Source organism: Acidimicrobiia bacterium (assembly GCA_040880805.1).
Classification (GTDB): Bacteria; Actinomycetota; Acidimicrobiia; order IMCC26256; family DASPTH01; genus DASPTH01.
Window position 1 is genome coordinate 45,460 of record JBBDHW010000037.1, and the last position, 26,422, is coordinate 71,881.

Consider the following 26,422-nt stretch of genomic DNA (forward strand, 5'->3'; position numbering starts at 1 on the left):
AGAGCCTGATGGAACGAAGAGCCTGATGGAACGAAGAGCCTGATGGAACGAAGAGCCTGATGGAACGAAGAGAAGGTCACGTGGTCGTCCCCACGAGCGTGCCGCCGTCGGAGCCGGCGCGGCTCGTCGACGACTTCACACCATTGCTCCTCGATGTCGGCGAGCACCAGCTCTGCCCGGGCTGTGGCGAACCGGTCGCGATGCGCTCGGCACTCGAGGCAATCGCGGAGCTCGACGTGATCCAACGCACGATCGCAGTCTTCGGGATCGGTTGCTACACCGCGTTCTCGAACAATCTCGACGTCGAAGTGCTGCAGGCGCTCCATGGCCGAGCGCCGTCGCTGGCAACCGGCGCGAAGCGCGCCAAGCCGAACACAGTTGTGTTTACGGTGCAGGGTGACGGCGACATGGTGAACGAAGGACTGCAAGAGGTGCTTCACGCGGCGGCACGCGGTGAGCGCATCACCTGCATCATGTTGAACAACGGCGTGTTCGGCGAGACGGGCGGCCACATGACCGCCACCACCGTGCTCGGCCAACGCACGAAGAACACCCTCGACGGCCGCGAGGCCGAGGCCCACGGCTATCCCATCATGCTCAGCAACCTCATCGCGCAGCTCGAAGGTGCGGCGTACGTCGCGCGGGGCGCAGTGAACAACGCGGGCAACGTCGCGCGTACCAAAAGGATGCTCCTCCGCGCGTTCGAGTCCCAGCTCGCGGGGGAGGGGTTCTCGTTCGTGGAGATCCTCACGATGTGCCCAACCGGCTGGTTCATCGAGACCCAGGAGTCACCCGGCTACCTCGCGGAGCACCTCGGGTCGGTGCACACGGTCGGTGTGCTCAAGGACGTCGCTCTGAGGTAGAACGCCTCCATGAGCGACGGAGACGGGGGGCGGCGGGCGACGGTCGTCGTGAACCTTCCGGGTGGCGGTTTGGTGCCGCAGGTCCAGGAAGTGCTCGGCGACGGCGAAGTGGTGGTTGCCATCGACGACGAGCGTGCCCGCGACGCCGACATCCTGCTGGTGCTCTCGCGCGACCGCGCGACGCTCGAGCAGTCGGCGGCACCGAACGTGCGCTGGCTCCACGCCTTCAGCACGGGCGTCGACGGGTTCCCGCTCGACGTCATCGGTGATCGCACGTTCACCTGCTCGCGCGGGGCGAATGCGGTGGCGATCGCCGAGTTCGTGCTGGCGTCGATGCTGGCCTTCGTCAAGCGGTTCCCGGATACGTGGCGCACGGAGCCGCCGGAGCGATGGAACATCGCCAACCTCGACCTGCTCTCGGGGAAGACCGTCGGTCTTGTCGGAGTCGGTGCGATCGGCACGGAGGTGGCACGACGCGCGCTCGCGTTCGACATGCGCGTTGTCGCGTACCGTCGGCGCCAGGTCGCGCACGATCTTCCCGAGATCGAGCTGTGCGCGACGCTCGAAGCGCTCCTGGCACAGTCGGATCACGTGGTGATCGCGGCGCCGGCGACACCCGACACGTACCACATGATCGACGCCGACGCGCTCGCCGTCATCAAGCCGGGAGCGCACCTCGTGAACATCGCGCGCGGCTCGCTCGTCGACCAGGACGCGCTGATCGCCGCGCTCGACGACGGCCGGGTCGCGTGCGCATCGCTCGACACCGTCGATCCGGAGCCGCTGCCCGAAGGCCACGCGCTCTATGCACACCCGAAGGTTCGGCTGAGTGCGCACGTGTCGTGGAGCGCACCCGACACGCTCGGCCCGACGCTCGACCTCTTCGCGGCGAACGTGCGGCGCTACCGCGCCGGCGAGCCGTTGGAGGGCATCGTCGATGTGGAAGCCGGCTACTGAGGGCTAGCGATACTGGCGTCCTGTGAAGCGTTCGAGCTTGTCGAACGTGTGCTCACCGCTCACGCGGCGGACCGTTCCCGAGCGTGCGCGTACGAGCTCGACGGCGAGGTTCCGGTCAGGCGTGACGTCCATCCGCGGACGATACTCAGTCGACGTTGACCCTTCCAGTGCGGCGTTGGCGCGCTCCGAGGATGCGCGCGAACCGCCGGACTTTGCGATCAGCATCGTTCCGCGCGACCTCGAGCGCGTCGTAGACGCGCGGCGCGAGCGCGCGCGGAGAGCCGTCGACCATCGCGTGGATCGCGTCGTAGCGAACGCCCGGGTCGTCGTCGTGCGCGAGCTCGAAGATCCGTTCCCAGACCTCGTCGCGCCGCCGTTGCACACGACACGGACAGAGGTTCTTGAGCGCGACTCGGCGCGCCTTGGGATCGTGATCGTGGCTGAGTAGGAGCAACTCGTCGAGTTGGGAGTCGGTGGGACGCGGTGCGTCGCGTCCGACGATGCCATAGCCCGTGCGCGCCCTTACTCCGTCGTACTTCCCCACGACCGGACACGGTACCGCACGCTCCGTTCCGCGCGGATCAGGAATTGATCCACGCGGCGGTCGCAGGGTCGTAGGTGAAATGGGCGCTGCCTGCCGTGATGGACACGCCGGTCGCCGTCGTGGTGAGCGCGATTGCGCTGTGCCGCGTGACCGAGCGGGGGAGCGCGACCACGGTGATCGGGGGTTCATTGTTGATCAAGGCGTTCTGCTCCAGGCGTCTCGTGTCGAGGGCGGCGAGTTTCCGGGCGCGGGCGTCGGCGACGTAGAGCGTGTTGCCACTCGGATCGAGCGCGATGCCGGCACTCCGGGCCGAGCCCCGACCGAACGACTCGGGGAGATCCACGCAGTAGGCCCAGTTTCCGCCGAGGTCGAGCACGTGCACGAAGGACTCACTCGGGACCTTGGAGCTGGCGGCGAGGTCGGCGTCCTTCGGCTGGGCGTACAGCGTGTAGAGCTGACGGCCCGACGACGCGTAGACCTGCTGCCGGGCGGTTCCGACCATGTCCTCGAGCGAGGACTTGTCCGGCCCGGCCAGCTTCGAGAACTGTCCCGTCTCGAGGCTCATCGACGCCACTCTGTAGTACGTGGGGTTGCGCGCCGGATGGTGGTCGATCACGAAGAGCGTCGGTGAGCCCACGCCGAACGCTTCCGGCTCCACGTTCCGGTTCAGGTCGTATGCGCGCGTCGCTCCGGTCGTGACGTCCACGACGACGAGGTGCGTCGACGCGCGCCCGCCGGGGTGGTAGGTGTCGGCGCCCTTCGGCAACGGACTACCGAGCACCACCCGCTGACCGCCGGGCTCGACCAATCGCAGCGTGAGCGGTTCGTCGAGCGTGGCGACGAGCTGGGGATCGTGCGAGACCCGCTCGAGGCGGGTCTGGTCGTCGACCGTGATCGATCGGAACGCGATGCCATCGCGCGACGTCAGCGTGTCGACGGCCTTCGCGCCCGCGGGTCCGGCGACGACCGTCACGAGGCCCCAGAGCACACCGACCAGCATTGTCAACCGCAGGGCGCGTCCGCGCATGGCAACCTCCACATCTCCACTGGCCGACGTCGTCTCGACCAGATACCCCGCTCGGCCCGGGTCGGTTCCGCGGACCCTTGCCCTACCCTCCCCGGGTCACGGAGCGGGCGACGGACAGCATCTCGTCGAGCGGCAGGTCGCCTTCGAGGCGGAGCTCGACGCCGTCGTTGTCCCAGATCAAGGAGTTACCGGACCGGAACGTGTGACCGTCGATCGTGCGCGTGTGTTCGCCGCTGACGTAGACCGCGGGCAGTTGCCCGACCTGCACGAACTGTACGTTTGCTCCGCCCGCGTAGCGCTTGATCGAGGGTCCGGCTCCGGCAAGCTCGCGCTGCGACAGCACCACGTGCTCGTACGCGACGACCGTCTCGCCCAACGGGGCGATGAGCCAGCCGACTGGCTCCCCAGCCAGCACGGTGTCGGGTTCGAACAGATGAGCCTGCGCGAGCTGTTCCGCCAGCCGGGCGCGGTCGCCGTTCGACGGCAACGGGCGGGTTGCCTCCGTGTGGGGGAGGCGGTCGACGTGCTGCACCTGGGTCGCGCCGATCCCGAGGAGGTCGGCAACCGCGTGGCGCGCGGGTGCGATGCTCACGACCGAGATCGCGATCACCGCGATCACGGCTGCGACCACGACCCAGAGCGGCCATACCGCGCGGGGCGCGTGGTTCTCCTCGAGCTGGGCGCGCACCCGCGGCCAGAGCGAGTGCTCGGGCACCGCGACGTGCGCGCCGAGATCGATCAATGCCGGGCCCAGCTCGACGTCGGAGCTCCACTCAGTCACGTGCCACCTCCAGCTCCTCGAGCTCGGCGCGGAGCCGCGCCATCGCCCGCGACAGTCGCGACTTCACGGTTCCTGGCCTGATCGCCAGCGTGGCGGCGATCTCGCGCTCGCTCATGTCCTCGAACCAGCGGCACGCGATCATCACGCGGTCGCGCGCCGGCAGACGGGCGACCGCCTGCGCGAGCGCGAGGCGCCGCTCCTCGGCCATGACCGCGGCGGGCCCGGCGTCGTCGGCGGTGTCCGCGGCCCGTGCGCGCAGCGTCAACTGGAGGTGGCGCTGCTCGGCGCGCACGCGGTTCTTCGCGCCGTTCACGACGATGCGGAGCAGCCAGGGCAGGAACGGGCGCGCGGCGTCGAACCGACCCAGCGAGCGGAATGCACGGATGAATCCTTCCTGTACGGCGTCTTCGGCGCCGGCCGACCCGCACACCACCGAGGCCACGCGGATGGCGGTGGCCTCGTGTCGGCGCACGAGCTCTTCGAACGCGCCGAGATCCCCGCGCCGCGCGCGGGTCACGAGCTCGCCGTCCCCGGAAGCCCCGGTCGCCGGCTCCATTCCCTGTTCCTACACCGCGAACGGCCCCCTGGTTCCGCCGCGCGGAGCGTCGTACGCTCGCGGCCGTGTTCGAGTTATTCACGGATCGGGCCCGCCGCGTGGTCGTGCTGGCGCAGGAAGAGGCGCGCCTGCTCGCCCACAACTACATCGGGACCGAGCACATCCTCCTGGGCCTGGTCCACGAGGGTGAGGGAATCGCGGCCCAGGCGCTCGAGTCGCTCGATATCTCACTCGAGGCGGTCCGCACCGAGGTCGAGGAGATCATCGGGCGCGGCGATCAGGCGCCCCCGGGTCCGATCGTCTTCACGCCGCGCGCGAAGAAGGTGCTCGAGCTCTCGCTGCGTGAGGCGCTCCAGCTGGGGCACAACTACATCGGCACCGAGCACATCCTCCTCGGGGTGATGCGTGAGGGGGAGGGCGTCGCCCCACAGGTGCTCGTGAAGCTCGGTGCCGATCTCTCGCGCGTGCGGCAGACCGTCATCGGGCTGCTGGGCGTCCACGAAACTGCCGCGACCGCGAGCGAGGAAGATCCGTACACTGAGGACCCACACATTGAGGACCCACACATTGAAGAGAACGGCGACGACGGAGACGAGTAGCGAGACCGCCCGAGTGAGAGAGAGCCACCGGTAGCTGGGAAGGTGGCTTCGGGCCCTCGTGAACGACACTCCCGAGCTGCGAGCACCAATGAGGCCGCACGACCGCGAGTCGGGCGGTGAAGTGCGGTGGCACCGCGGGATTGCCCTCCCGCCCGCACGACCAGGGTGTCGTGCGAATGCGCCAAGGTGTCCCGAAAGAAGGTGCCAACGATGAGCCGGATCTTCAGTGTCGAACTCGCGCGCCACGTCGGCGAGCGCGTGCGACTCGCCGGGTGGCTACACCATCAGCGTGCGCTCGCGCACGTCAGCTTCGTGTTGCTGCGCGACGGCAAGGGTGTGGCGCAGGTCGTTGTCGTCGACGAGGGCGCGCGTGAGCAGCTCGCGGCGCTGCTGCCCGAGACGGTGATCCAGGTGGAAGGCACGGTCGTGGGCTCGGAGCAGGCACCGGCGGGCGTGGAGCTCCACGACCCGTCGATCGACGTACTGGTCGAGCCTGACATCGCGCCACCGTTCGAGCTTCGGCGTCGCGAGATCCACGCCCAGCTCCCGACGATCCTCGACCATGCTGCGGTGTCGCTCCGTCACCCGCGCCGGCGCGCCGCGTTCGCGCTCGCGGCCACGTCGGTGGGCGGCTTTCGCGCCACGCTCGACGCGGCGAGCTTCGTCGAGGTGCACACGCCCAAGGTCGTTGCTGCGGCAACCGAGAGCGGCGCGAACGTGTTCCCGGTCGACTGGTTCGGACGCCCCGCGTTCCTTGCGCAGAGCCCGCAGTTCTACAAGCAGATCATGGTCGGCGTGTTCGAGCGCGTGTACGAGGTCGCGCCGGTGTTCCGCGCCGAGCCACACGACACCGTTCGGCACCTCGCCGAGTATGTGTCGCTCGACGCCGAGCTCGGATTCATAACTGATCACCACGACGTCATGCGCGTGCTGCGCGACGCGCTCGCGGGCATGGTCGAAGCGATGCGCGAGCGCGCGGCCGGCGTGGTCGTCGACCTCGAACTCGTGTTGCCGGTCGTTCCCGCGCACATCCCGGTGGTCGACTTCACCGAAGCGCAAACGATGATCGAACGCGCGACCGGAGAGTCGATCATCGGCGAGCCGGACCTCGCTCCTGCGCACGAGCGCTGGCTGGGGGAGTGGGCGGCGCGCGAGCAAGGCTCCGACTTCCTGTACGTCAGCGGCTATCCGATGGCGAAACGCCCCTTCTACACGCAGCCCGATCCCCACCGACCCGCGTTCTCGAACAGCTTCGACCTGCTCTTCCGCGGGTTGGAGCTCGCGACAGGCGGTCAACGAATGCATCGGCTTGCGGATTATCTGGCCGCGCTCGCGGGCCAGGACCTCGCGCCCTACGAGGGGTACCTCGAAGCCTTCCGCCACGGGATGCCTCCGCACGGCGGGTTCGCCATCGGCCTCGAACGCTTCACCGCGCGCGTCACCGGTGCGGTGAACGTCCGCGAGACCACCCTGTTCCCGCGGGACCGCAACCGCCTGACGCCATGACAACTCGGGTACGCTCGCACGACTGACGGCAGCAGGAGAGAGATGAGCGACAACGGCGCCGCTGCCAGGTTCCGCCTGGCGGGACCCGAGATCATCAGCGAGACGTTCGACGACGGGGAGAGCGTCGTCGTGAACCTCGAGAACGGCTTCTACTTCAGCCTGAACCCAGTCGGAGGTCTGGTGTTCGACCTCCTGGGTTCGGGCGTGTCGCGCGCCGCGGCCGAACAGGTGGTCGGCGCCCGGTACGAGGCGGCACCCGGCACCATCTGCGCCGCGGTGGCCGACTTCGCGACGCATCTCGTCGAGGAGGGGCTGCTCGCCGTGGGTGCACCTGCCGATGGGAGCTCGGCCGAGGACGTCGCAGCTCAGGTGCGCACCGGGGCGGCCGACGGCCGGGTGCCCTTCGAGAACCCCACGCTCACCGTGTACACCGACATGCAGGATCTGCTGCTCGCCGATCCGATCCACGACTACGACGAGACGGGCTGGCCGGCACGGATCGACGAGCGTTGAACGGATCTCGTGTGCTCCCACACTGACTCGCCGAGCCCCGCTCAGCGGTTCTTCGACGACGCCCGCTCGTCCTTCGAGCGCGCCGCCGCACAGGCAGGGAGCTCCGAATGGCAGCTCGGGGTCGCCGGTCACGTGATCCGCATGCGTTTTGCCGGTGACGCCCTCGTACCGCTGATCACTCCCGCGCTCGAACATCTCCGCGTGCGCACAACACGGGAGGAGCCGGCTTTCACCGTCGAGCTGTTCGACACCGAGTCGACCGGTGTGCGCATGGTCCCCGCACCCTGGGCGCCGGACGCCTACGGCCCGAAAGGCGAGATCGTCGGCTACAACGACGAGTGCTCTCGCACCGTCTATCAACCCGGCGTCGACATCCTCCAGCTCTTCGATGCTGCGCGCGCCACCGCGGTGTACTGGACGCCGAGCTACCGGTACATCCCGTGGTGGGAGTCGAGCTTCCCGCTGCGCACCGCGATCCACTGGTGGACAACGACCACACCTTCGCTCCAGCCCATGCACGCGGGAGCGGTGGGTCGCGACGACGGTGGCGTGCTGATCGCCGGACGGGGTGGCACGGGCAAGTCCACCACGTCACTGGCGTGCCTCGACGGCGGCCTCCTCTACGCGGGCGACGACTACGTGCTCGTCGACGTCGACCAGCCCACGGTGTACAGCCTCTACAACACGGCGAAGCTCCGCCCCGAGAACCTCCATCGGTTTCCGCACCTCGAACGCCTGGTGACGAATGCCGACTCACTGAGTGAGCAGAAGGCGATGCTCTTCCTCCAGCACCACCGCCCCGAGCAGCTCCGTGCCGGCTTTCCTGTCCGCGCGATCTTGCTGCCGCGCGTCACGGGCCGGCCGCGCACCCAGACATCACCGGCAACCGCGCGCGACGCGCTCGCGGCAATCGCGCCCACCACGATGTTCCAGCTGCCGGGCGCCTCTCCCGAGCTGTTCGAAAAGGTGGGCCGGCTCACTCGCGCGGTCCCGTGCTTCTGGCTCGACGCGGGTACCGAGCTCTCCGAGATCCCCGTCGCCGTCGATGACCTCATCGCGAAACTGCGATGAGTCCTCAGCGTCCGTTCGTGAGCGTGATCACGCCGGTGTACAACGGCGCACGCTACCTCGTCGACGCGGTCACCAGCGTCGAGCGTCAGGATTACGAGCCGTTCGAGATCATCGTGGTCGACGACGGTTCCACCGACGAAACGCCCCGCGTGATCGCGGAGCTCGGTCGTCGGGTGCGCGCGTTCCGGCAGGGCAATGGCGGCCCTGCGGCGGCGCGCAACCGGGGTATCGCCGAAGCGCGTGGTGAGCTGCTCGCGTTCTGCGACGCCGACGACGCCTGGCCCGACGGCAAGCTGGATCTCCAGGTCGGCCGTTTGCAGCAGGATCCGGAGCTCGCCGTTGTTCTCGGGCGCGTGCAGTACATCGCCGACGGGGTCGAGCTCCCGAACGTGCCGTACGAAGACCCGGACGCGAAGGTCTTGACGCACGTGCACTTGGGGAGTGGCGTCTACCGCCGAAGTGCGTTCGAACGGGTCGGTTCCTTCGACGCGACGCTTCGGTTCAGCGAAGACGTCGACTGGTTCTACCGCGCCCGCGAGCTCCGTGCGAAGATCCGCATCCTTCCCGACGTCACGCTCTATTACCGCGTGCACCGGAGCAACATGACGCGCGGGAAGCACGCTTCGGACTTCGAACTCACTGCGGTGCTCAAGCGGTCGGTCGATCGACGCAAGGCGGCGGGACGCGAGGGCGTCAGCCTCGAAGGGTGGCGCGATCTCGACGATGTGCAGCCTGCGGGACCAAGGAGCGCGCTTGGCGAGCCCACAGTCAGCGTGATCATCCCGGTGTTCGACGAGACGCGGTATCTCGCCGAAGCAATCGACAGTGCGCTCGCACAGACTCATCGTCCCGTCGAGATCATCGTGGTCGACGACGGGTCCGACGAGCCCGTCCGCCTGCCGGACCGACTCCTGGGCCGCGTCATCGTCGTTCGGAGCGCGCATCGGGGCCAGGGTGCGGCGCGCAACCTCGCGGCCGCGCGCGCGCGCGGCGAGCTACTCGCCTTCCTCGATGCCGACGATGTCTGGCTTCCCGACAAGCTCGAGCACCAGGTGGCCGCCCTCGGGTCCGACGACTCGCTCGACATGTGTTTCGGCTACGTCGAGGAGTTCTTCAGCCCCGATCTCGAACACGCCGACACCTCGCCGGCTCGAATGCAGGTCTACGAACGCCGCGGCGCGTTGCCGAGCACATTCGTCGTGCGCACCCGCGCGTTCCGTCGCGTGGGGAAATTCCGCGAGGACGTGGTCTTCGCTGAGTTCATCGACTGGTACGCCCGGGCTACCGAGGCGGGCGTCCGGGAGGTGAAGCTCGATCGCGTCGTGGCCCGGCGACGTATCCACGACCGCAACGCGGGGATCCTCCGCCGCGATCTCCGCGGCAACTACGCCCAGGTGCTCAAGGATGCGCTCGACCGCCGACGGGCCGGCGGCGCGCCAACCTCGGCCGGGTAGACCTCAGGTCAGCGCAGGCGCCACTCCTTGCGCCCGCCGCCGAAGCGCTCCTGGCCCTTGATGAGCTCGCGAGGATCGCTGCCGATGCGGCACAGGAAGTTGGCGACCTCGAGCGCCTGTCGGCGTGACAGCTCGACGCCCGCCCAGAGCGCCCGCACCGTCCCCTGGATGCCGAGCTCGGGGGAGTCGGCGATGGTGCGCGCCGCCCACGCGACGCGCTCGTGCAGCTCGGCCGACGGGACGACTTCCGACACCAACCCGACCTCGTACGCGCGCTGCGCCGACATGCGTTCCGCACTTCCGAGCAACGCCATCCGCGCGATCTCGCCGAACGGCATCTTCGGCAGCATCTGGATGGGCTCGTACCCCGCGATCATCCCGAAGGTCGTGTGCGGATCGAAGAACGTGGCGTGGTCGGCCGCGATGATGAACTCCACTTCCCCGAGCAGGTAGAACGCACCGCCGCACGCGATGCCGTTCACGGCACCGATGACCGGCTTCCACATGTCGTTGGCCTTGGGCCCGAGCTCGAACCCGGGATCGTCGTAGGTCCATGGAGTCGGGTAGCCCACGAGCTTCCCGGTGTCGAGGGCTTTCTGCTGGATCTCGGGGTTGAGCGACTCTTCGCGGTCGATACCCGTGCAGAACGCACGCTCACCGGCGCCGGTGAGCACCGCGACCCGCACGTCGTCGTTCCAGCGCATCCCGCGCCACACGGACTGGAGCTCGTCGCGCATCTTCTGGTTGAACGCGTTGAGCACGTCGGGACGGTTCAGCGTGACCCACGCGATGCCGTCGTCTTCTTCGTAGGTGATCGTTTCGAAGTCGCTCACGGCGGCACACTACGCCGAGACGGGGGGAGCCGGCTGGGTGCCGGCTCCCCTGCACGTCTCGCTACTGCGCGGGTGGAGCCGTCGTGGTGGTGACCGCGGTCGACTCCTGGATGAGCTTGCTCGGCCACGGTGTGGCCGCGGGCTTGCCCTTCGGTGGGAAGAGCACGAACTTGCCGTTCTTGACCTGCACGTACCAACCGCAGCCGACGTCGGACGCCTGGCCGTAGGTCTCGAGGCTGATGTCGATCGGCCGGCACGAGAGGCCTGCCTGGTCATAGGTCTTGGTCTTGCGGAGGTTCGCTGCGTACGCGTCCCGGGTGGGCGGATTGCCGGCGTTCTGGAGACCCTTGATCGCCAGGTCGCAGGTGATGTATCCGGTGTACACGCCGAAGTCGGGAATCTCGGTGAAGCCGACCTTCTTGAGGTCGGCCTGGAGCTGCTTCGTAGCCTTGGTCTTCAGCTCCACCGGCGCGAAACCGGTGGCCAGGATGACCTCCGGGCCGAAGGTCTTGGCGACCGGCTGATCGAGCAACGCTTGCCCGTAACCCGTGGCGAGCACCGTCGACTTCATCTTCACGCCGTTCTGTGCGAGGCCCTGCACCACGGCGATGTTGGAGGAGGCAACCATCGGCAGATAGACCGCGTCGGCCCCGGCGTTCTTGATCCCGAGCACCAGCGGACCGACCTCGGTGCTGCCGAAGTCGACCGTGGTGTTCGTGTAGACGGCCTCGAGCCCGACCTTGGGCACCGCGAACTTCTGGAGGTTCTCCGCCGCCGCGGTCGACGACGCCGAGATGCCATAGGCCAGCGCGGCGACCTTCGAAGCGCCCATCGCCTTCATCACCTTCGGCAGCCCGTCGTAGGTGACCCCGTTGACATTGATGACGTTGCCCAGCGCCGAGATGATCTTCTCGTTGCCCGCTGTGCCGTAGTACGTGCCGTCGTATCCACCGTTGACCATGGGGACGCCGGCGTCGAGGAGGAACTTGTAGGTCAGGAAGGCGAAGGACGAGTTGTTCACCACCATGAACACGTGCTTGTTCTGCACCAAGTCCTGGGCGCCGGTCTTGTTCGTTGCCGACGACTGGTCGTCGACGTACTCCACGTCGACCTTCCGCCCGTTCACGCCGCCCTTGGCGTTCTCGCGCGCGACGCGGGCCTGGCAGCCCTTGTCGGCGTTCAGGAAGGTGGATCCGGCCACGCCGGTCTTCGAGAAGATGTAGCCGATCTTGATGCTCTTCGCGGTGACCCCGTCGTCGAGAGCGGCAGCTGCACCTGCGCTGCTGAGACCCGACGTTGCCAGGGCACCGACCAGGGCGGCAAACACCACCGAGGTAAGCAGTCGCCTTCTCACGTTACGCACCGGGAACCCCCTATGGTCCGAAAACACGCTCTTGGGCTTCGCCCAATCTTGATCGCACCGTACCGCAAGCTCGTCCGGTTGTCACCGCGGGGCGCTGCCGGCTCAGCTCATGGCGTCGGCGGCTTCGCCGAGATAGCGGTCGAGCACCTCCTGCCGTGCGTTTGCCGCGGGTCCCGACCAGGCGACCGATCCCTGCCGCAGGATCACGCAACTGCTGGCCAACGCGAGCGCACGGTGGATGAACTGCTCGATGAGCACGATGGTGACGCCGCTCTTGCTGGCCCGTTCGATGTTCTCGAAGACGAATTCGACGACGAGTGGGGCGAGCCCGAGCGACATCTCGTCGGCGATGATGAGCCGAGGCGGCACCGCCAGGGCGCGGGCGAGGGCCAGCATCTGCTGCTCGCCCCCCGAGAGCGTGCCGGCGCGCTGCGTGCGCCGATCGCCGAGCGCGGGGAACAGTTCGTACGCGAGTGCTATGGCGGATCGGCGCTCGTCGGTGCTCCCGACCCTGCGCACGGCCATGCGGAGGTTCTCCTGCACGGACAGCCCCGGAAAGATCCCCCGACCCTCCGGGATGTGGACGAGACCGGCGCGGCGAATCCGGTGCGGGTGCCACTTGGTGATGTCTTGGCCGTCGAAGGTGACCGTCCCCGCGAACGCGGGCACCAACCCGGATACCGTGCGAGCCAACGTGCTCTTCCCCGCGCCGTTGGCGCCGAGCACCGCCACGACCCCACCCTCCGGCACGTCGATCGACACGTCGAAGAGTGCCTGGACGGATGCATACCGGACGCTCAGGCCAACGACTGAGAGGAGCGCATCGCTCACGACTGCGCACCTCCGGCTACTCCACCGCCGGTTCCTTCGATGGCCTCGTCGTCACCGAGATACGCGCTGCGCACCGCCGGATCGTTCCGGATCTTGTCCGGTGTTCCCTGAGCGATGCAGATGCCGAAGTCGAGCACCGACACGAAGCTCGACAATCCGAGCACCATGGCGACGTCGTGCTCGACGAGGAGCATCGAGACCTTCTCCTCTTCGACGACGCGGCGCAGCGCGGAGCCGAGCTGGGCTGTCTCGTGACCGTCCAGGCCTGACGACGGCTCGTCGAGCAACACCACCGACGGCACGGTGGCGAGCGCCCGTGCCACCTCCACCCGGCGCGCCGTTCCCAGTGGGAGCGATGCGGCGGGCGTCTTGGCGACACTCGCGAGCCCGAGCAGTTCGACGAGATAGTCGACTCGCTCCTTCTCCTCGCTGGTTTCGCGGTGCAGCGCACCTGCAGTGAGCAGATCGCTCCAGAGCCGGTTGCGTGCCTTTCGGATCCGGTACCCCAGCACGACGTGTTCCCGGACGGTCAGACCCATGAACAGCTCGAGTTGTTGGAAGGTCCGGGCGAGCCCGAGACGCGCGCGTTTGGCGGGCGTGGAGTTCGTGATTCGTCGGTCGCCGAGGAACACCTCGCCGTGCTGCGGTCGTAACAGCCCGGAGATCACATGGAACAGCGTCGTCTTGCCCGCTCCGTTCGGTCCCACGAGGCCGACGATCGTGGCCGGTGGCACCCTGATGCTCACGTCGGACAACGCGACCAGGCCGCCGAAGCGAACGGTGACCTCGCGTGCTTCGAGCACGGCAACTTGCTCGACGTCGCGCGTCGCGTCGGCGGCTTCGGTGAGGCTCACGGTTGGCTCACTTCGGCCGCTCGATCACGGCCCGTGTCGTCGTTCTGAGAGGATTCGTGTAGTCGGGGATCATGCCGACCGGCATACTCGGTGGCGGCCGGCACTGCCCGGGCGCCACCGAAACGGCGGAGCGTGCGCTGGAATTGCATCGCCTGCATGTGGATGGTGCCCTCGGGGTTCTTGGCGAGCAGGATCGCGCCGACACCGAAGAGGAGCACCGGCAATTGCGCCCACGTGGGGGTGGTGTAGCTCAGGAGCAACGCCGGCGTGATCGTGAACCCGATGGCGGCGAGGAGCGCGGCGATGTTGGAGCGGACCCCGAACGTGACGAGCACCGCCAGCCACGCCAGGCCCAGAAGGGTCGCGTACAGCGCCGGCACCGCCGCCTTCTGTTGGCTCGCGTAGAAGCCTCCGCCCACACCGGCAACGAAGGCGGCCAAGCCCGACACCAGCAGCTTCATCTGGAGCACGCTCAAACCCATCGTGCGCGACGCGGTCTCGCTCCAGCGCACCGCATTGAGCGCCATTCCGGTCGTCGACCGTCGGAGGTTGACGATGAGGATCGCGAAGATCGCGAACGCCGCGAGCGTGAGGTACAGGAGGCCGCGATCCGAAGACGCGAACTCGGGCCGGGGGACGATGCGACCGATGCCGTTCTGGGCGAAGACGTCCAGGGTGAACACCAATCGCTCCATGAGGAGACCGAACGTGAGCGTCACCAGCGCGATGTACAGGTTGCCGAGACGAATCGTGAGGAGGCCGATGATCAGGCCGATCACACCCGCGGAGAGCCCGCCCATGACGATGGCGAGCAGGACCGGAAGGCCCCAAACGTCCGCGACGTATGCAGTGCTGATCGCGCCGACGCCGGCAAAGGCGATCTGGCAGAGCCAGAGCATGCCTCCCTCGCCGGTCACGAGTGTGAACGACAAGAACACGATGGCGAGCGCCGCCGCCGCGCCGAGCTGCCCGAGCCAGAACGGCTTGAGGATCAGGCCGACGACGCAGACGGTCGCGAATACGAAAATCGGGAAGAAAAAATTGAGTCGCGAGAACGGGTCGTCGACGTCGACCGATGCGGCGAGCCGGCTCCCGCCGTGCGGTGTGATCGCTCGATCGAGTGCGCCGCCCACACCTTCTTCCTCGTTGACGCGTCCCAGGCGCGCGATGTTCACAATGAGTGAGATCACGATGAAGACGAACGGGATGCTCGGGATGACCGCGGCGGTGAACTGGCTGTCGGTTGGCAGGTAGTACTGCACGAGCGAGCTGGCCACGCCCATGAGCAGCGCCACGATGACCGCGATGGGCAGACTGCGCAGGCGCGCGGCGATGACGGCGGCGAACGCCGCCGCGGTGAGCAGCGTGAACTTGCCGGCGTCGAGGCCGATGACGGGTGCAGCCAGGATCCCCGACAGCCCGGCCAGGAACATCGCGATGACCCACACGCCGGCCGCGATGCGCGACGGGTCACTGCCCGACAGCGACGTCATCGCCTCCGAGTCGACCATCGCGCGCACGCTGAGTCCCGCCTCCGTGTAGCGGAATACCAGCGCGCCGAGCACGACGATTGCGAGCAGGCACGAGTACGTGATCACCTGGTTCAGCGTGACGACCGTGCCGAAGAACGGGTAGAAGCTGACCGGCTCGGGGGCGAGGCCGGGCGTGAAGAAGATCTCGACCTGGCCGAAGATGATGTTGCTGATCTGGGGGACCGCCACGAACAGGCCGATGGTGACGACGACCTTGATGAGCTGTGACGACAAGCGCAGGAACCGGAAGATCCCCATGTAGAGGGCGAGCCCGAGCAGCGGCGACACGACGAACAGACAGAGTCCGGCGGACAGGAGGATTCCCCATCCCTTCTCGATGTGCATCCAGTAGTAGGTGCGGGCGATGAAGTAGGCGAGGGAACCGAACGCGAAGTTCAGGACGCCGGTCGACACGTAGGTGATGACGAGGCCGGACGCGGCCAGGGCGTAGATACTCCCCAACACGAGCCCAACGATGACGAACTGCAGCACGCGTCAATCCCCCCTTCGTACGTTCTCGTCGGACATTCGCGGTTCGATCACGTTCCCGTGAACCGGGGTGCGCGCTTCTCGAAGAACGCCTCGTTGCCTTCCCGCACGTCGTCGGTCCGCAGGGACAGCAGATCGTAGGCGATCGATGTTTCGAACGCGCCGAGCGTGAGCTGCTTGAGCATCGCGTTCAACGAGAGCTTCGTCCACGCGAGCGCGAGCGGCGGGCCGGCGGCGAGCTTTTGGGCAAGTTCTTCAACGACGTTGTCGAGCTCGGCACCCGGGACCGCGCGGTTGATCAACCCGATGTCGGCCGCTTCCTTGCCGGTGATCGGGTCGCCGAGCATCAGCATTTCTTTCGCACGGCGGAAACCGATGAGCAACGGGAACAGCGGGACGCCTCCGTCGCCCGCCGTGATGCCGTTCTTCACGTGACTGTCGCAGAAGCGCGCGTCGTCGGCCGCGATCACGAAGTCGCATGCGAGCGCGATGTTGACGCCCATCCCGTAGGCAGGGCCCCGCACCTTTGCGATCGTGGGCGTCTCGCAGTCGAGGATGTCCCAGATCCGGTCGCGGATGCCCTTGGCCGCGGCCTTCGACCGCGGGCGGGTGCCGGGAGTGTCCTGCTCGGCGATCCGGCTGAGGTCGAGGCCCGAGCAGAACGCATCGCCATCTCCCGCGAGGATCACCACGCGGATGTCCTCGTCGGCGTCGACGTCGCGCCAGAGGCGGTTCAGGTCGCCCGCGACGCCGGCGTTCACCGCGTTCTTCTTCGCCGGGTTCGTGATCGTGGCCCGGAGGATCGGGCCCTCGGTGCGGAGCCGGACGTGCTCATAGCTCTCGACGTCGATGCCCGGCACAGGCGGGAGTCTCGCGCGTCGACCAACAAAGCGCTATCGGGCCCGGCCGTATTCTCCGGAGACATGGGTGAGCTCGCTCCCTAACGAACCTGCGTCGTTCATGGGCGTTCTACGACCTTGAACGACGCAAGTTGGATGTGCGGGCTAGTTGAGGAGGGGGTCGCGGGGGAGGCCGAGGATGCGCTCGCCGATCTGGTTGCGGGTGATCTCGGACGTACCTCCCGCGATGGAGAGGGCACGCGTGAAGATCACGGCGTTCGCGGCCATGCGGCCTTCTTCCTCGAGCGCGGCGGGGCCGAGCAACTCGAGTGCGAGGTCCGCAGCACGCTGCGCGTGCTCCGCGGACAGCAGCTTGGTGACGTTGCCTTCCGGGCCCGGTTCGCCGCCCGCGACCGCGCGTTCGACCCGTCGCAGGTTGAGCGCGCGCATCGCGGCGCCTTCGGCAACGTGCTCGCCGACCTGTCGGTGCAGATGCGTGGCGCCGTTGTGGGTGCGGAGGACGTCGATGACGTCGATACTCCACCCGCCTCCGCTGCCACCACCGATGCTGACCCGCTCGTTGCCGAGGGTGGAACGCGCGACGGTCCAGCCACTGTCCACCGCGCCGACGACGTCGTCGTCGGGTACGAAAACGCGGTCGAAGAAGACCTCGTTGAACATCGACGCGCCGGTGGCTTCGCGCAACGGGCGCACTTCCACGCCCTCGGCCTGCATGTCGATGACGACTGTGGTGATGCCCGCGTGCTTCGGCGCGTCAGGATCGGTGCGCACCGTCGCGAGGCCGCGCTGGCAGTGCTGCGCGCCGCTGGTCCACACCTTCTGACCGGTGATCTCCCATCCGCCGTCGACCCGCGTGGCGCGCGTGCGGATCCCGGCCGCGTCGGAACCGGCGTCGGGCTCGCTGAAGAGCTGGCACCACATGAACTTGCGTTCCAGCGTGGGGCGCACCCAACGCTCGATCTGGTCGTCGGTGGCATGCTGGATGAGCGTGAGGATGATCCATCCGGTGATCCCGTACTCCTGGCGGCGCACACCTGCGCGGGCGAACTCTTCGTCGATCACGAGCTGCTCGAGCGCCTTCGCGGCGCGTCCCCACGGCGTCGGCCAGTGCGGCTGGACGTAGCCGGTGTCGATGAGCCGGGTGAGCTGGGCCTCGCCCCCGAGCGCCGCGAGCTCCTCGGCGATCGCGCGCGTCGCGGCGCGATACTCCTCGGCTTCGGGCGGCAGCTCGAAGCCGTGATCGCGCGACACGCCTGCGAGCGAGCAGCGCGTCACCGTCTCAGCCGCTTCACCCGCGTCGAAGAGCGCCGCGAGCGCGGTAGCGCGCCGCAGCAGCATGTGACCGTCGTGCTCCCAGGTGAAGCCGATCCCTCCGTGCACCTGGATGTTCAACTGCGCGTTGCGGTAGAACGCGGGGAGCGCGAGCGCGGCGGCCGTCGCCGCGGCGAGCTCGAAGTGCTCTGGATCACCGGTCGCAGCGCGGCCCGCGTCCCATACCGCTGCGGTCGCGAGCTCGGCGGCCACCAGCATGTTGGCGCAATGGTGCTTCACTGCTTGGAACATCGCGATCGGACGGCCGAACTGCAGGCGATCCTTTGCATACGCGCTCGCGGTGTCGACGCAGTCGCGCGCGCCGCCGGCCGCTTCTGCCGCGACGATCGCCCACGCAACCTGCTGAGCGACGGGGAACGCGCCGCGCAGGACGCGCTCCGGCTCGACGCGCGCGCCCGCGATCGTCACGTGGCCGACGCGACGCGTGGGATCCAGGCCCGGTTCCACGGCGACCTCGACCCCGTCGGCGGACCGCTCGACGAGGACCATGTCGTTCCCGGCACGGAGCACGAGCACGTCGGCGAGTCCGCCGCCGAGCACGAGGCCCGCATCACCCGACAGTGAGCCGTCGGCGGTGAGCTGTAACGAACCGTCGAGTCCGACCGCGCCGGTCTGGGTGCCGTCGACGAGTGGAGGCAGGAAACGCGATCTCTGGGCGTCATCGCCCGCGCGATCGACGAGCGCCGACGTGAGGACCGTGGGGAGGAACGGGCCCGGGGCGGCCGCCCTCCCGAGCTCCTCGAGCACCACCGCGAGCTCGGACAGGCCGTAGCCCGACCCGCCGTACTCCTCCGGGATGTGCAAACCGAGCCAGCCGAGGTCGGCGAGATCGCCCCAGAACGCGGGGAGCGACTCGTCCGGGGAATCGAGGAGCGCGCGCGCCGCGGCGCGCGCCTTGTTGTTCTCCAAGAACGAGCGGGCTACCGAGCCCAGCTCGCGGTGCGCGTCGGAGATCGCGATCGCCATGACACAGCTCCTTGTCGTCCTCTCGCGGACAGTATCCGTCGGTATTGCACGGCGGCCAACTTCGCCGGCGCAGGCCCGTTCGTAGGACCACATTCCGAATTGGCCTAACATGCGATGTTCCGTATCCCGATGACAGACGAGGAGCAGCGTGGCACGCGCGAGCGCACCCACGTCGAGGCGCCAACCGGCCGAAGCGGCGGCCAACGGCGGCGCGTCGGGACCCCGCCGTTCGGGCCTCGTGCAGGAACGCTCGCGGCGTACGCGGCAACAGCTCGTCAACGCAGCGGTGCAGCTGTGGACGGAGCGTGGCTTCGAGAAGGGTATCGAGGAGACGACGGTCGAGGAGATCGTCCAGGCCGCCGGGGTCACGAAGGGCACGTTCTACTTCCACTTCGCGCACAAGGAAGACATCCTGCTCGAGGTGGGCTGGGGTACCTCCGAGGCGATGTTCAAGGACGCCACCAAGGTGCTCGCCGGCGATCGTTCGGTCGACGACGTGCTCGACGACCTCCTCGGCCTTCTCGCCCGCCGGATCACTGCCACGCCCCGCGCGGCCGTGGCGCGCACGCTCGCCGAGTTCTACCGGCGTGCCGACCGTGGCCGCGACCTCGCGGGTGAGCACTTCGGGTTCCAGCGCTCGTTCGCAGTGGTGTTCTTCCACGCCCAGGAAACCGGCCAGCTGCCCACCGTCACCGACGCGCGCAGCCTCGGGGAGATGCTGTCGTCGTTGACGGTCGGCGCGATCTACGCGTGGACGTGTGACGTGGAACCCGACCTTGCCGCTGCGTTGCGTTTCCGTGCCGCGCTGTTGCTCGCCGGCGTGCGCCAAGTCGCTACATGATGCGCTCGTAGTCGCCCGAGTGGTCGCCGCCGTCGGCGAACGCGCGCACCATGTTATCCTGGGTGTAGGTGGCTACGAGCTTGCCGTCGCGCGTGAAGATGTTGCACAGCCCGTAGCTGCGCCCGCGCCCGGCCCACACACTCTGGTTCGCGAGGAGCAGCCAGTCCGACGCGTCGAACCGGTCGTGGAAGTTGATCGTGTGGCTCACGACGCCGGTGGAGATCGAGCGGTGTGCATGACCCTCGTTGAGGCCGGGATGCGGGAGCATCGCGGTGCCGATCAGGTACCCGTCGGTTGCCCACGAGAGGATCGCCTGGTTCACGAGCGCCGAGGCCGATGTATCGGGTGCGAACGCCTGCGGGTACCGCGTCCAGACGTACTGCACCGGAGGCCGGAGTGGCTCGTCGTCGCTCCACGTGTTCACGCCACCGACGATGAGGCCGACGGCTCCCGGGAAGACGCGGAAGTCGGATCGACCATCGGGATCCTCGGGCCCGGGCACGTCGGGCATCTCGACCGACGTGTGCCGGATGAGGTCGGGCTCGTCGCTGCTCAGCAGGAGAAGTCCGCGCGACATCACACGCCCGCCCTGGAGGCACGTGACGGTGTCGCTTCGAAAGGTGCGTCCCGCGTGCATCGAGTCGACGTCGTACTCGAGCGCGCTCTCGAAATCGGCGGCGCGGGCGAAGATCGCGTGGATCGACTTGACCTCCTTGCCGGAGTCGTCCTCGAGCGCCGAGGCGATGATCATCTGGGCCAGGATCTGGCCACCGAAGACGACGTCGCGCACGACGTCGTCGCGCGCCTCGAACGGTGCGCGGTAGCGGTGGTCGCCGAGTTCCTCGAGCGCCAGGACGTCGGGAAGATCGCCGAGGTCGAGTGAGTGAGCCATTTCCGGAGGGTAGCGTGCCGCGCGCATGCTCCCACTGGCCCAGCTCCCACTCGCTGGTGTGCGGGTACTCGAGCTCGGCTACGGCATCGCGGCGCCGGTCGCGGCTCGCAACCTCGCTCAGTTCGGTGCGGATGTCATCCGGGTGGAGTCGACGCGGCGGCCCGATTCGCTGCGGCTCGGCGGCGCGGGATGGTTGCCGCGAGGCTTCGACCAGGCGGTGCGGCAAGACACCCTCCCGTCGCTGAACTTCTCGTCGGCCGAGAAGCGGAGCATCGGGCTCGAGATCGACTGCCCGGAAGGTCGGGCCGTGTTCGAGCGGCTCGTCGCGGTATCCGACGTGGTCATCACCAACGTGAGCGAAGAGGCGCTGATCCAGCTCGCGTTGACCTACGAGCAGATCCGCACCTTCAAGCCCGACATCGTGCACGTCACCCTGCCCGCGTTCGGATCCGACGGCCCCTACCGCATGTACCGAACGTGGGGTCACAATCTCTCGGCCGCTTCGGGGATCGACCACCTCATCGGCTGGCCGGACCGTGACCCCGTGCAGATCGGCTTCGCCTATCCCGACTTCGTATCGGCGCAGGCCGCGACCGTCGCCGTGCTCGCCGCGCTCCGTCGCCGCGCACAGACCGGGGAGGGCGCGCACATCGAGGTGTGGCAGTACGCAATGGCGTTGGCGTGCCTCGGTCCGGCCGTCGTCGCCGCGCAAGTCGAAGGGCGCGCGCCCGCGGCGCTCGGGAACCGCGACGCGGACCGCGCGCCGCAGGGCGTCTATCCGTCCCGTGGCGAGGAGCGTTGGATCGCGATCGCGGTGGAGGACGACGCGATGTGGGAGGCGCTGTGGCATGTGCCGGGGCTCGAATCGCTCGGCACCGACACGCGCTTCGCGACGGTACAACGACGACTCGAACATCACGACGAGCTCGACGACGCGCTCGCGGAGTGGACGCGCACGCGCACCGACGCGGAGGCCGCCGCCGAGCTCCAGTCGTTCGGTGTCGCTGCGACCCCCGTGTTCGACGCTTGGGACCTGATCGCCGATCAGCAGCTCGCGGCGCGCGACTTCTTCCAGGCGCTCCCGCACGCGCGCTTCCCGCGCGACCTCGTCTTCGGCCAAGCGGTCCACCTGTCGGCGACCCCGCCGCGCGCGGAGCACGCCGCGCCCGCGATGGGCGAGCACAGCCGTGACATCCTGCGCGAGCTCGCGGGCTTCGACGACGCGGAGATCGACGCGCTCGTCGACGAGGGCGTCGTACACGTGATGCAGCACCGCGACGTGGTGCTCGAGCGGCCGTACCTGAACTGGCTGCGCAACGTGCAACGGCTCGTGCCCTGGGGAACGCCCACGTTCGACCCCGCGACCGAGATGATGCAGCGCCTGGCCGACGCATCGGAACCACAGGAATGACGGGCACCGACCTTCTCGCCGGCGTGCGCGTGCTCGATCTCGCGGATGAGTCGGCCGCGTACACCGGGCGCATGCTCGCCGACCTCGGCGCCGACGTCGTGCTCGTCGAACCGCCGGAAGGCTCACCGTACAGATCGAGCGCCCACTTCGCGTACATGGCAGCAGGCAAGCGGTCGGTGACGATCGACCTCACGAACCCGCGGGGCCAGGAGCGGTTCCGCACGCTGGCGAACGCGAGTGACGTCCTCGTGACGAGCGCGGCAGTGGGGGAGATGGAGGCGCTCGGTCTCGGAGCCGACGACCTGCACGCGTGCAATCCGCGCCTCGTCTACACGTCGGTCACTCCGTTCGGGCTGACGGGACCGCGGCGTCGTTGGCTCGGTGCTGACCTCCTCGGTTGGGCGTCGAGTGGCGCGATGCCGTCGATCGGTGATCCCGACCGCGCTCCGCTCGCGCCCGGCGGCGGCCTCGCGCACATGACCGCGTCGCTGAACGCGGCGATGGGAACGATGCTCGCGCTCATGGCGCGCGACGACGCGGGCGGCGGGCAGGTCGTCGACATCTCGGTGCAAGAGGCAACCATCAGCGTCGCCATGGAGGTCAGCCCGATGGTGGTGCTTGAGGGCGGCTTCACGCAGCAGCGCACGGGCAAGCGAAAGCAAGGCGGGCCCATCGGGCACTACGCAACGCACGACGGCGCGGTGAGCATCGTCGCGTACATGCCCGAGCATTGGCGCACGCTCGCCGAGTGGGTTCGCGACGAGACCGGCGTCGAGGAGATCATGTCCGACGAGTTCTCGGGCACGCCGATCTCCCGCATGCACTACAACGAGCTCATCGACATGTGGATCGAAGGCCTCACGACGCGTTACACGAAACAGGTGTTCTTCGAGGAGGCGCAGCGCCGTGGCATCACCGTCGCGCCGGTGAACTCGGCGAGCGACGTGCTCCACGACGCGCACCTCGACGCGACGCAGGGGTGGACGCAGTACGAGAGCCCCGACCTCGGCACGCTCCGCGTACCGACACCGCCGTTGCACTTCGACGGCCGCACCGCGGTCGTCGGTGACGTCCCGCGCCTCGGCGAGCACAACCGCGCCGTGTTCGTCGACGAACTCGGCCTTACCGACGACGACCACGTCTCGGGCTAGGTCCGCTCGTTCCCAGGTACGGTCGGTCGATGGTGACGGTCTGGCAAAGCCTCGTGGTCGATCAGTTGGCGGCCTGGTGGGACACATGGTTCTGGCCGAGACTCGACGGGCTGACCGACATCGAGTACTTCTGGGAGCCGACGCCCAATTGCTGGAGCATCCTGCCCCATCCCGACGGCGGCTTCGTCATCGACTGGGCTTTCCCCGCGCCTGACCCCCCTCCCGTCACCACGATCGCCTGGCGGCTCGGGCATATCGGCAGCGGCGTCTTCGCGGTGCGGAACGCCGACCACTTCTCCGGTCCTCCGTGGGACATGGGCGGCCGCGAATGGCCCGGTTCGGCAGCGGACGCACTCGCCTGGGTCGGGGGCGGCTACGCGCGGTGGCTCGAGGGGGTGCGGGCCCTGAGCGAGCAGCGCCTCGCGGAGCCGGTCGGACCTACCGGCGGACCATGGGGTCACTTGCCGATGGCGGGACTCGTCTTGCACATCAACCGCGAAGTCATGCACCACGGCGCCGAGATCTGCCTGCTCCGTGATCTGTGGCGGGCAAAGTTCACGTGATCGTTGGTGTTCCCAGGGAGGCCGCGGGGCCTGTATCCCCGGCTCGTAGTGAGCGATGGATCATCAGGTGCTCTTGCGCGAGGCTCGCAACCAGCTTGCCGTCGGGGCTGTGCACCGTACCCGTGTAGTACGCGCGCCCTCCCGATGCCACGACCGGGTCGAGGTCGACGAGCACCCACTGGTCCATGTGCACGGGCCGGTGGAACCACACCGCATGGTCGAGGCTCGGTCCACCCATCGGCTCGTCGGTCGGCACCTTCATGAACCCGGTGCCCATGTCGGAGAGATACGTGAGGACGCACGCATGCAGTAGCCGGTCGTCGGGCAGGGGACCGCGCGTCCGTGCCCAGAAACGGTGGCTCAAGCCCGGGAACCCTCCGGGACGCGCGCTCCGCCCGATCGGACGGAGGTCGAACATCGTGTTGTGACCGCCGAGCTCCTCTTCGGGGATCTCTTCCGGTGGCGGCGCGGGACTCGGGATCTCCGCTTCCTGGAACTCGCGGCCTTCCTTGTCGACGTTGAACGACACGAGGAGGCTGAGGATGACCTCTCCGTTCTGGAGCGCGTTCACGTGCCGTGCCGAGAACGAGCGGCCGTCGCGATCGCGGTCGACGCGGAGGATCGTCGCGTGGTCGGAGCGTCCGGGCCGCAGGAAGTAGCCGTGGAGCGAGTGCAGGAAGCGCCCGTCGGGAACGGTCAGGCTCGCAGCGCGCGCGGCTTGTGCCGCGACCTGGCCGCCGTACAAGTGGGGGAGGAACGTCTGCGGCGGGTTCCGCGCGCGGAAGAGGTCGCGATCGAGCTCCTCGAGGTCGAGGAGGCGCAGCAGGTCCTCGACGTCTCGTGGTTCCATCAGACGTTCGTGATCGACGCCGCGAGGTACGGGACGTCGGCGAGCTCGCGCAGCTCGTTGGTGAGGTGCGTGCAGCTCTCGAGTCCCTGCAACACCTTCGGCACCGACGAGCGCAGACCGTCGAGCGACGTGCCCACCAGTTTGCCGACCATCTCTCCCGCTGACGGGCACTCCTTCCACGGCAACGCGTGCGGAACGGCACTCACGTCGACGAGCGTGTGGTCGGTCGCGTCGGCGACGAGGTGCACCGTGTACTCGTGCAATGCGCCGCACTCGCCGCTGGAGTTCCGGTACGTGTCGCGGAACCACGCGTCGATTCGCCACACCGCGCCGTCGGGAACCACGTCGATCCTCCGATGACGACGGAGGCCGGGCACCGGGATCGTCGATTCCGGCCAGCCGTCTGCGCCCTTGGGGAGCTGGGGGACGTCGGCGAGCGGCTCGAACGGGAGCTGCTCGCCGGCGCGCACCGCGATCATCATTGTGCCGTCGGACCGCCAGCCGGAGCACAGGTTTGCCTGGTGGAAGCCACGGGGCATCTCGTCGTGGTCGGTGTCGGAGGCGCCGGTCCCGGGGCCGAGGCGGCGCTCCATCGCGTGCACGTATCCGGCGGCGATCAGCGCGCCGGGAAGGTCGTCGAGGAGCAGGCCGAGCGGCCGGCCGCCGCCGTCGTGCGTCGCGCGCACGCGCGCACGGAAACCTTGCCGGAGCGGTTGGCCGAGGAGCTCGGCGACGTCGAGCTCGGCCGGCTCGAGCTGGAGCTTCGTCAGCAGTGCGCCGCGCGTCTCGACGTCGACCGACGCCTCGTGCGCGATGTGGGTGACACCGCTCGCGTCGGTGATCTCGTCGCGAGCTTCGCCGCGGACGCGCACGTCGACGAGGTCGATCCAGTCGTAGTCGAGGGACATCACGCGCCGCACCGACGGTGATGCGCGTCGCGGAAAGTCTGGGCGCGGATCGATCGGACGGATCACCGGGCCAACCTACTTTCCCGTCCAGCGGGGCTCGCGCCGTTCCGCGAATGCAGTCGCGCCTTCGCGTGCGTCGTCGCTGGCGAAAGCCGGAGCCGCTTTGGCGCGGATCGCCGCCCACTCCTCGGCGTTGTGGTTCCCTGCCGCTTCCCACACGAGCTGCTTCGTGATCCGCAGCGCGATCGGCGCGTTCGCGGCGATGCGCCCCGCGAGCGCCATCGCGCGATCGAGCACCTGCTCCTTCGGCACCACCTCGTTGACGAGGCCGAGACCGAGCGCACGGTGCGCGGTGATCGGGTCGCCGGTGAGGGTCATCTCGAACGCGATCGCGGGCGGCACGCGCACCGCGGTCCGCGTGGAGCAACCGGCACCGACCACGCCCCGCTTGACTTCGGGTACGCCGAACATCACATGGTCGGCGGCGACCGCGAGATCCGACGCCATGACGAGCTCGAATCCGCCGCCCATCGCCGCGCCGTTCACCGCGGCGATGACGGGCTTCGGGTAGCAGCGATTCATGAGCACCTCGAGGCCGGGACTGCCTGGCGGTGGGACGCGCTCGCTGCCCTGCGCCTTCAGGTCCATCCCGGCGCAGAAGACCTTGTCGCCCGCGCCGGTGAGCACGACCACCTGCACCGCATCGTCGGCTTCCGCCTCGGCGAACGCAGTGCCGATCGCGCCCATCGTGGCGCCGTCGAGCGCGTTCGCGCGTTCGGGGCGGTTGATCGTGACGACTCGGATTGCGCCGTGGGACGCGACATCGACAGGCATGGGCGAATGTTGACACGGCCCAAGAAGCAGCGCACTTCGAC

At 68.4% G+C, this 26,422-nt stretch carries 26 protein-coding genes and 1 pseudogene; 11 read left to right on the top strand and 16 right to left on the bottom strand.

The annotated features are described in order from the left end of the window. Nucleotides 1-59 precede the first annotated feature (59 nt). Nucleotides 60-863: a thiamine pyrophosphate-dependent enzyme gene (locus WD271_09510; protein MEX1008064.1), complete on the top strand. Its 804-nt coding sequence runs from the start codon at nt 60-62 to the stop codon at nt 861-863. 9 nt (nt 864-872) lie between these two features. Continuing rightward, the gene (locus WD271_09515) at nt 873-1,820 is read left to right on the top strand and encodes an NAD(P)-dependent oxidoreductase (GenBank protein ID MEX1008065.1); all 948 of its coding nucleotides are present in this window, start codon (nt 873-875) and stop codon (nt 1,818-1,820) included. Between the two features lie 3 nt (nt 1,821-1,823). Here WD271_09515 and WD271_09520 read toward each other — a convergent pair whose 3' ends face one another. From WD271_09520 to WD271_09540, 5 genes are all read right to left on the bottom strand, one after another. Beyond that, complete coding sequence (locus WD271_09520) at nt 1,824-1,952, bottom strand: hypothetical protein (protein ID MEX1008066.1); 129 nt, start codon at nt 1,950-1,952, stop codon at nt 1,824-1,826. Between the two features lie 13 nt (nt 1,953-1,965). Beyond that, nucleotides 1,966-2,364, bottom strand: coding sequence for a HEAT repeat domain-containing protein (locus WD271_09525; GenBank protein ID MEX1008067.1), 399 nt, complete (start codon nt 2,362-2,364; stop codon nt 1,966-1,968). 37 nt (nt 2,365-2,401) lie between these two features. Beyond that, entirely contained in the window at nt 2,402-3,391 is a 990-nt protein-coding gene (locus WD271_09530) for a hypothetical protein (GenBank protein ID MEX1008068.1), read from the bottom strand. A gap of 82 nt (nt 3,392-3,473) precedes the next feature. Then, the gene (locus WD271_09535) at nt 3,474-4,172 is read right to left on the bottom strand and encodes a DUF4367 domain-containing protein (protein ID MEX1008069.1); all 699 of its coding nucleotides are present in this window, start codon (nt 4,170-4,172) and stop codon (nt 3,474-3,476) included. After that, nucleotides 4,165-4,728, bottom strand: a complete 564-nt coding sequence (locus WD271_09540; GenBank protein MEX1008070.1) for a sigma-70 family RNA polymerase sigma factor — start codon at nt 4,726-4,728, stop codon at nt 4,165-4,167. Before WD271_09540 ends, WD271_09535 begins: the two co-directional genes overlap by 8 nt. Nucleotides 4,729-4,793: 65 nt before the next feature. Between WD271_09540 and WD271_09545 the strand changes: the two are divergent. From WD271_09545 to WD271_09565, 5 genes and pseudogenes are all read left to right on the top strand, one after another. Next, nucleotides 4,794-5,219, top strand: a pseudogene (locus WD271_09545) (Clp protease N-terminal domain-containing protein). 318 nt (nt 5,220-5,537) lie between these two features. Further along, nucleotides 5,538-6,833, top strand: a complete 1,296-nt coding sequence (aspS, locus tag WD271_09550; GenBank protein ID MEX1008071.1) for an aspartate--tRNA(Asn) ligase — start codon at nt 5,538-5,540, stop codon at nt 6,831-6,833. Nucleotides 6,834-6,875: 42 nt separating this feature from the next. Further along, complete coding sequence (locus tag WD271_09555; protein MEX1008072.1) at nt 6,876-7,346, top strand: PqqD family protein; 471 nt, start codon at nt 6,876-6,878, stop codon at nt 7,344-7,346. 9 nt (nt 7,347-7,355) lie between these two features. Then, entirely contained in the window at nt 7,356-8,417 is a 1,062-nt protein-coding gene (locus WD271_09560; GenBank protein ID MEX1008073.1) for a serine kinase, read from the top strand. Between the two features lie 17 nt (nt 8,418-8,434). Next, nucleotides 8,435-9,871 (top strand): glycosyltransferase family A protein, encoded by a 1,437-nt coding sequence (locus WD271_09565; GenBank protein MEX1008074.1) that lies wholly within the window; start codon nt 8,435-8,437, stop codon nt 9,869-9,871. An 8-nt stretch (nt 9,872-9,879) separates the two neighbouring features. Here the strand turns inward: WD271_09565 and WD271_09570 are convergent, their stop codons facing one another. The 7 genes from WD271_09570 to WD271_09600 all read right to left on the bottom strand — a co-directional run bounded on the left by WD271_09570 (nt 9,880) and on the right by WD271_09600 (nt 18,931). Then, the gene (locus tag WD271_09570; GenBank protein MEX1008075.1) at nt 9,880-10,704 is read right to left on the bottom strand and encodes an enoyl-CoA hydratase/isomerase family protein; all 825 of its coding nucleotides are present in this window, start codon (nt 10,702-10,704) and stop codon (nt 9,880-9,882) included. Nucleotides 10,705-10,765: 61 nt separating this feature from the next. After that, the gene (locus tag WD271_09575; protein ID MEX1008076.1) at nt 10,766-12,058 is read right to left on the bottom strand and encodes an ABC transporter substrate-binding protein; all 1,293 of its coding nucleotides are present in this window, start codon (nt 12,056-12,058) and stop codon (nt 10,766-10,768) included. A gap of 111 nt (nt 12,059-12,169) precedes the next feature. After that, the gene (locus WD271_09580) at nt 12,170-12,898 is read right to left on the bottom strand and encodes an ABC transporter ATP-binding protein (protein MEX1008077.1); all 729 of its coding nucleotides are present in this window, start codon (nt 12,896-12,898) and stop codon (nt 12,170-12,172) included. Beyond that, the gene (locus WD271_09585) at nt 12,895-13,752 is read right to left on the bottom strand and encodes an ABC transporter ATP-binding protein (GenBank protein MEX1008078.1); all 858 of its coding nucleotides are present in this window, start codon (nt 13,750-13,752) and stop codon (nt 12,895-12,897) included. The genes WD271_09580 and WD271_09585 overlap by 4 nt, the downstream gene beginning before the upstream one ends. Continuing rightward, complete coding sequence (locus WD271_09590; GenBank protein MEX1008079.1) at nt 13,749-15,776, bottom strand: ABC transporter permease; 2,028 nt, start codon at nt 15,774-15,776, stop codon at nt 13,749-13,751. The genes WD271_09585 and WD271_09590 overlap by 4 nt, the downstream gene beginning before the upstream one ends. Before the next feature lie 47 nt (nt 15,777-15,823). Beyond that, nucleotides 15,824-16,633: an enoyl-CoA hydratase-related protein gene (locus WD271_09595; protein MEX1008080.1), complete on the bottom strand. Its 810-nt coding sequence runs from the start codon at nt 16,631-16,633 to the stop codon at nt 15,824-15,826. Between the two features lie 144 nt (nt 16,634-16,777). After that, the gene (locus tag WD271_09600; GenBank protein MEX1008081.1) at nt 16,778-18,931 is read right to left on the bottom strand and encodes an acyl-CoA dehydrogenase; all 2,154 of its coding nucleotides are present in this window, start codon (nt 18,929-18,931) and stop codon (nt 16,778-16,780) included. 148 nt (nt 18,932-19,079) lie between these two features. Between WD271_09600 and WD271_09605 the strand changes: the two genes are divergently transcribed. Further along, the gene (locus WD271_09605) at nt 19,080-19,772 is read left to right on the top strand and encodes a TetR family transcriptional regulator (protein ID MEX1008082.1); all 693 of its coding nucleotides are present in this window, start codon (nt 19,080-19,082) and stop codon (nt 19,770-19,772) included. Here WD271_09605 and WD271_09610 read toward each other — a convergent pair. After that, nucleotides 19,765-20,664 carry an acyl-CoA thioesterase domain-containing protein gene (locus tag WD271_09610; GenBank protein MEX1008083.1) on the bottom strand — a complete coding sequence of 300 codons (900 nt, stop codon included), beginning with the start codon at nt 20,662-20,664 and terminating at the stop codon, nt 19,765-19,767. The genes WD271_09605 and WD271_09610 overlap by 8 nt on opposite strands. 25 nt (nt 20,665-20,689) lie before the next feature. Between WD271_09610 and WD271_09615 the strand changes: the two genes are divergently transcribed. Genes WD271_09615 through WD271_09625 form a run of 3 tightly spaced genes read left to right on the top strand, consistent with a single transcriptional unit; the run spans nt 20,690 to nt 23,789 of the window. After that, the gene (locus WD271_09615) at nt 20,690-22,075 is read left to right on the top strand and encodes a CoA transferase (GenBank protein MEX1008084.1); all 1,386 of its coding nucleotides are present in this window, start codon (nt 20,690-20,692) and stop codon (nt 22,073-22,075) included. Further along, the gene (locus WD271_09620; GenBank protein ID MEX1008085.1) at nt 22,072-23,226 is read left to right on the top strand and encodes a CoA transferase; all 1,155 of its coding nucleotides are present in this window, start codon (nt 22,072-22,074) and stop codon (nt 23,224-23,226) included. The genes WD271_09615 and WD271_09620 overlap by 4 nt, the downstream gene beginning before the upstream one ends. A 53-nt stretch (nt 23,227-23,279) precedes the next feature. Continuing rightward, nucleotides 23,280-23,789: a DinB family protein gene (locus WD271_09625; GenBank protein MEX1008086.1), complete on the top strand. Its 510-nt coding sequence runs from the start codon at nt 23,280-23,282 to the stop codon at nt 23,787-23,789. Here WD271_09625 and WD271_09630 read toward each other — a convergent pair. The 3 genes from WD271_09630 to WD271_09640 are packed head-to-tail and all read right to left on the bottom strand — an operon-like array spanning nt 23,782 to nt 26,381. Next, complete coding sequence (locus WD271_09630) at nt 23,782-24,639, bottom strand: acyl-CoA thioesterase domain-containing protein (protein ID MEX1008087.1); 858 nt, start codon at nt 24,637-24,639, stop codon at nt 23,782-23,784. The genes WD271_09625 and WD271_09630 overlap by 8 nt on opposite strands. After that, complete coding sequence (locus tag WD271_09635) at nt 24,639-25,613, bottom strand: DUF2889 domain-containing protein (GenBank protein MEX1008088.1); 975 nt, start codon at nt 25,611-25,613, stop codon at nt 24,639-24,641. Before WD271_09635 ends, WD271_09630 begins: the two co-directional genes overlap by 1 nt. A 9-nt stretch (nt 25,614-25,622) precedes the next feature. After that, nucleotides 25,623-26,381, bottom strand: coding sequence for an enoyl-CoA hydratase-related protein (locus tag WD271_09640; GenBank protein ID MEX1008089.1), 759 nt, complete (start codon nt 26,379-26,381; stop codon nt 25,623-25,625). Nucleotides 26,382-26,422: the final 41 nt, after the last annotated feature.

Coding starts and splice junctions, on each gene's coding strand:
- WD271_09530 (MEX1008068.1), bottom strand. CDS start 3,391: ATGCGCGGACGCGCCCTGCGGTTGACAATGCTGGTCGGTGTGCTCTGG.
- WD271_09620 (MEX1008085.1), top strand. CDS start 22,072: ATGACGGGCACCGACCTTCTCGCCGGCGTGCGCGTGCTCGATCTCGCG.
- WD271_09610 (MEX1008083.1), bottom strand. CDS start 20,664: ATGGCTCACTCACTCGACCTCGGCGATCTTCCCGACGTCCTGGCGCTC.
- WD271_09555 (MEX1008072.1), top strand. CDS start 6,876: ATGAGCGACAACGGCGCCGCTGCCAGGTTCCGCCTGGCGGGACCCGAG.
- WD271_09615 (MEX1008084.1), top strand. CDS start 20,690: ATGCTCCCACTGGCCCAGCTCCCACTCGCTGGTGTGCGGGTACTCGAG.
- aspS (MEX1008071.1), top strand. CDS start 5,538: ATGAGCCGGATCTTCAGTGTCGAACTCGCGCGCCACGTCGGCGAGCGC.
- WD271_09600 (MEX1008081.1), bottom strand. CDS start 18,931: ATGGCGATCGCGATCTCCGACGCGCACCGCGAGCTGGGCTCGGTAGCC.
- WD271_09515 (MEX1008065.1), top strand. CDS start 873: ATGAGCGACGGAGACGGGGGGCGGCGGGCGACGGTCGTCGTGAACCTT.
- WD271_09510 (MEX1008064.1), top strand. CDS start 60: ATGGAACGAAGAGAAGGTCACGTGGTCGTCCCCACGAGCGTGCCGCCG.
- WD271_09520 (MEX1008066.1), bottom strand. CDS start 1,952: ATGGACGTCACGCCTGACCGGAACCTCGCCGTCGAGCTCGTACGCGCA.
- WD271_09630 (MEX1008087.1), bottom strand. CDS start 24,639: ATGGAACCACGAGACGTCGAGGACCTGCTGCGCCTCCTCGACCTCGAG.
- WD271_09540 (MEX1008070.1), bottom strand. CDS start 4,728: ATGGAGCCGGCGACCGGGGCTTCCGGGGACGGCGAGCTCGTGACCCGC.
- WD271_09640 (MEX1008089.1), bottom strand. CDS start 26,381: ATGCCTGTCGATGTCGCGTCCCACGGCGCAATCCGAGTCGTCACGATC.